This window comes from Kitasatospora sp. NPDC001225 (genome assembly GCF_053597855.1).
The window spans coordinates 1-3,763 of the sequence record NZ_JBSFJC010000287.1; the positions used below are offsets into that span (position 1 = coordinate 1).

General features: G+C 73.9%; 4 protein-coding genes and 1 pseudogene. 1 reads left to right on the plus strand and 4 read right to left on the minus strand.

All coding sequences use genetic code 11. The features are described 5' to 3' along the window. The 4 genes from ACWDCZ_RS39270 to ACWDCZ_RS39285 form a co-directional block, all read right to left on the minus strand. Nucleotides 1–1,150 (minus strand): hypothetical protein (locus tag ACWDCZ_RS39270; RefSeq protein ID WP_449818464.1); only part of this gene is annotated, 1,150 nt, incomplete at its 3' end. After that, entirely contained in the window at nucleotides 1,147–1,737 is a 591-nt protein-coding gene (locus tag ACWDCZ_RS39275; protein ID WP_387976785.1) for a DUF4913 domain-containing protein, read from the minus strand. The genes ACWDCZ_RS39275 and ACWDCZ_RS39270, both read right to left, overlap by 4 nt. A gap of 138 nt (nucleotides 1,738–1,875) precedes the next feature. Continuing rightward, the gene (locus ACWDCZ_RS39280) at nucleotides 1,876–2,586 is read right to left on the minus strand and encodes an HAD family hydrolase (RefSeq protein ID WP_387976782.1); all 711 of its coding nucleotides are present in this window, start codon (nucleotides 2,584–2,586) and stop codon (nucleotides 1,876–1,878) included. A gap of 29 nt (nucleotides 2,587–2,615) precedes the next feature. Further along, nucleotides 2,616–3,653 (minus strand): MFS transporter, encoded by a 1,038-nt coding sequence (locus tag ACWDCZ_RS39285; protein ID WP_449818465.1) that lies wholly within the window; start codon nucleotides 3,651–3,653, stop codon nucleotides 2,616–2,618. Between ACWDCZ_RS39285 and ACWDCZ_RS39290 the strand changes: the two are divergent. Further along, nucleotides 3,573–3,763: pseudogene (locus tag ACWDCZ_RS39290) on the plus strand (hypothetical protein); the annotation flags it as partial. The gene ACWDCZ_RS39285 and the pseudogene ACWDCZ_RS39290 overlap by 81 nt on opposite strands.

Genomic DNA, 3,763 nt, shown 5'->3' on the forward strand with positions numbered 1-3,763 from the left:
GGCGCGTGGAGCGGGCGCGGGCGGCGCGCACCCGGGCCTCCTCGGCGGGGCTGAGGCCCGCGGGGAGGTTGACCCCGGTGCGGCCCAGGCGGCTCTGGGCGGAGCGGTAGACCGCGTAGTCCAGCCGCGGGCCGGCGGCGACGAGGTGGACCTCGCGTGTGTGCTTCGAGGCCGGCGGGGCGTCGCGGAACTGCACGACCAGGCGGTGGCTGGCCCACTGGTCGCCGACGCCGAGGTAGATCTTGTGGCAGCCCTCCAGCCGGCCGTCGAGGCGCTTGGCGACGCGCTCGCCGTGTACGAGGTCCTGCAGGTGCAGCAGCGCCTGGTCGCGGACGGCGTCGGGGAGTTGGCGCAGGTCGGCGATGGCGTCGGGGTGGGCGGAGAAGCCGAACTTCGCGCGGGTCACAGCGACCGCCCCCGATCGGGCCGCGCGGCGGCTGACGGGCGCGGCGGCCAGAACGTCGGCGGCGGTGACGGCGGCCGGGGCGGTGGTGCTGCGGGCGAGGGCGGCGCGGGTACGCAGGGCCGCCGCATCGAGGCGGTACTCCGGCGCGTCGGGCAGCGGAGTGGAGCGCTGCTCCAGCCAGCTCTCGGCGGCGGCGAGGTTGGCGAACGCCCCCTCGCGCACCGTGTAGGTGTACTGGTCGGGCTGGAGGGTTTCCAGGAACAGCCGGACGGGCAGCTCCTTGTCCTGGCGGTCGACGACGATGCTCCAGCCCTCGACGTCGGACCCGTCGATGACCTGGTAGTCGACGACCGCAAGGCTCTCGCCCGAGCGTCGGATGCGGTCCTCGACCTGGACGGTCAGCTCGTCGGCGGGCTTCGGGACGTCGATGGTCGGAGTGAGCGCGTCCGGAGGGCAGCCGCGGTTGACGAGCCAGTTCTGCGCGAACGCGAAGGTGGCGTGCTCGGACCTGTGCATGCTGAAGGTCGCCTGGCTGCTGTCGCGCACGAGATCGAAGGAGGCGATGTTGGGCATGTTGGGGTAGCCCCAGGTGGCCGAGGCATCGAAGGCGACGATGAAACTGCGGTCGCCCACATCGTGCTGGGAGATCGTCTTGAAGTCGCTGACCCAAGTGGACTCGTACAGTTCGGCGGTGTGCTCGTCGGCGGGTTCGAGGTCGTCGAGCCGGAAGTCGGTGTCCTTCATGCGGCGAGTCCCAGCTGGTCGGGGGTCGACAGGACGCGGTGGGCCGGCCGGGAGGGGCTCGTGGTGCACGCGGCGAACGGACCGTCCGGGGAGCGGAGTTGAGCGATGGCGTGGTCGAGGTGGTCGCGATGCCACGTCGAAGGGCCGCCCTGGCCGGCCTCGGCGGCGGTCAGCTGCTGCCAGGCCAGCCACAGCGCGTGGAGGCGGGCGACGGCTTCGGGGTGCTCGGGCCACCTCGCGCACCACGGGCGGGTGGAGCCGATCTCCCGGCCGTAGACGGGCAGCAGGATGTGGGTGACCCAGAACGAGAGCTCGGCCAGCTCGGCGGCGTACTGGGCGCCGCCCATCGCGAGGATGAACAGCGGCGGAGCGGCCTCGGGGGCGTCCTCGCTGCCGAGGTCCGGCTCGATGGAGCCGGACCCCGTCTCGTCGTCGGGTTCGGAGCCGAGACGGTCAAGGATCACGCCGTGCTGGCGGACCTCGGCCATGGTGCGGTTCAGGGCGCTGACGAGGTCGTCGAGGTCCTCGTCGGGGATGCGGATCGGCTCGGACTCGGAGGCGCCCGGCAGCGGATCGGACTCGGACATGGCACATCCAGGAGGTTCGGACGGACGGGGAGGTCGGGGTCGGAAGGTCTTCTTCGGGTCACGGCAGGGCTCCGGTGATGCGGTCGTTGAGGGAGATGGTCCGCAGGAACGGCGGCTTGGTCCGGCCGCCGATCGGTGCTAGGCGCAGGCCAGTTGCATGCCACGGCCCTGTACGAGGCGCAGGCCGAGGACGACGGCGTCGGCAAGGGTGTCGGTGAGCGGGTGGCCGGTGGCGGCGAGCTTGGCGGGGTGGTGCAGCCCGCCGGTGTGCAGCACCGCGTGGGCGCCGTTGGCGTGGGCAGCGTCGGCATCGTCGACGGCGTCGCCGACCAGCAGAACCCGGTGCGGCTGCTCGGCGAGGCCGAGGGCTTCGAGGTGGGCGGTGAGCGGTGCGGCCTTGGTGCCGCCGGAGGGCCCGGTGCGGCCGTCGATCCGGATGAAGAAGTGGCCGATGTCGGCCTGTTCGACCTCGCGCACGAGGGTGTCGTGCGGGCACAGCGACAGGAGGGACTGGGTGTGGCCGGCCTCACGCAGGGCAGTCATCAACTCGGCGGCACCCTCGCGCACGCGCACCGGCTGGGCGCGCAGGTGGGCGAGGAAGGCGGTGTCGCTGGAGATCCACTCCTGCTCGGTGATCTCGCGGCCGAGCAGGCGGGCGTAGAAGCGGGGGATCGGCACGGTGTGCTTGGCGCGGTAGGTCTCCCGGTCGACCGGGGCGCCGCCGAGGGCGGGCAGGGTCGCGTTCAACGCGAAGACGTGGTCGTCGAGGTCGTCCTTGACCGTTCCGTTCCAGTCCCAGACCACGTGCATGCGGGTGGCGGGAGTTGCGGCGAAGAGGGTGGTGTTCACGGCGGTGTCCTTCGAGGTGAGCGCGGAGGTCAGGAGGAGAGGCGGTCGTTGAAGCGGCGCAGCAGCCACAGCGCGAAGGCGGCCCCGGCGAGCGGGACGGCGGCGACGAGCAGCGGGCCGGCCGTGTCCGCGAGGGAGGCCAGGGCGGTGCCGGCGGCCTGGCCGACGCCGATGCAGGCGATCAGCCAGGCGAACGCCTCGGTCGCTTCCCCCTCGGGGGCGAGGCGGTCGACGGTGAGGAACGCGGCGGTCAGCAGCGGCGCGAGGAAGGTGCCGGGCAGCACGGCGCCCAGGACGGCGACGGCGGGCGCGGGGTCGGGCAGCAGCGGCAGCCAGCTGGCCGCGAAGCCGATCGAGGCTGCGACCAGGTGCTTGGCGGGGGCGCCGGGCCAGGCGTGGCGGCCGTAGGCGAGGCCGCCGAGCATGCTGCCGATGGACAGCGCGGCCGGCATCACCCCGGCCAGCCACCCGGCGTGGTGGCGCTCGGCGGCGGACAGCGCCAGGACGTTGACCGCGCCGAGCGCGACGCCGGTGCCGATCAGCGCGGCGAACAGCACCCGAAGACCCGGCACGCGCAGCGGACCCGTCCAGTGCACGACCTCGGTGAACTCCGCCGGCGTCCAGGCGCGGGAGGGGCGGGCGGTGACGACCAGGCCGGTGCCGAGCAGGCCGAGCGCCGCGGTCGCCACCAGCGCGGTGGTCGCTCCGGCGCCGGCCGCGAAGCCGGTGGCCAGTAGTGGACCCGCGATGAAGACCGTGCCCTGGGTGCTGCTGTCCAGCGAGAGCGCGGTGCGCTGGTGCCCGGCGTCGGGCAGCAGCACCGGCCACAGCGCCCGAAGACCTGCCTCCAGCGGCGGCGTCGCCAGCCCCGCCACCAGCACGGTGAGTGCGGCGAGCACCGGGTGGCGCATCGGACCGGTGCACGGCAGCAGCAGGAACGCCGTGCTCGCCGTGGCCGTGGCGGCGACGAGGACCTTGGTCTGGCCGTGGCGGTCGACCAGGCGTCCAAGCAGCGGCTGCCCGAGCGCGGAGGCGAGGCCGTACAGGGCACCGAGGGCCCCGGCCAGGGCGAGCGGGCCGAACTGATCTCGGACGCGGCGCACATGCTCACCGACGCCGCCTCGATCGTGCTCGCGCTGATCGCCATGCGGCTCGCCGCCCGCCCGGCCCGGGGCGG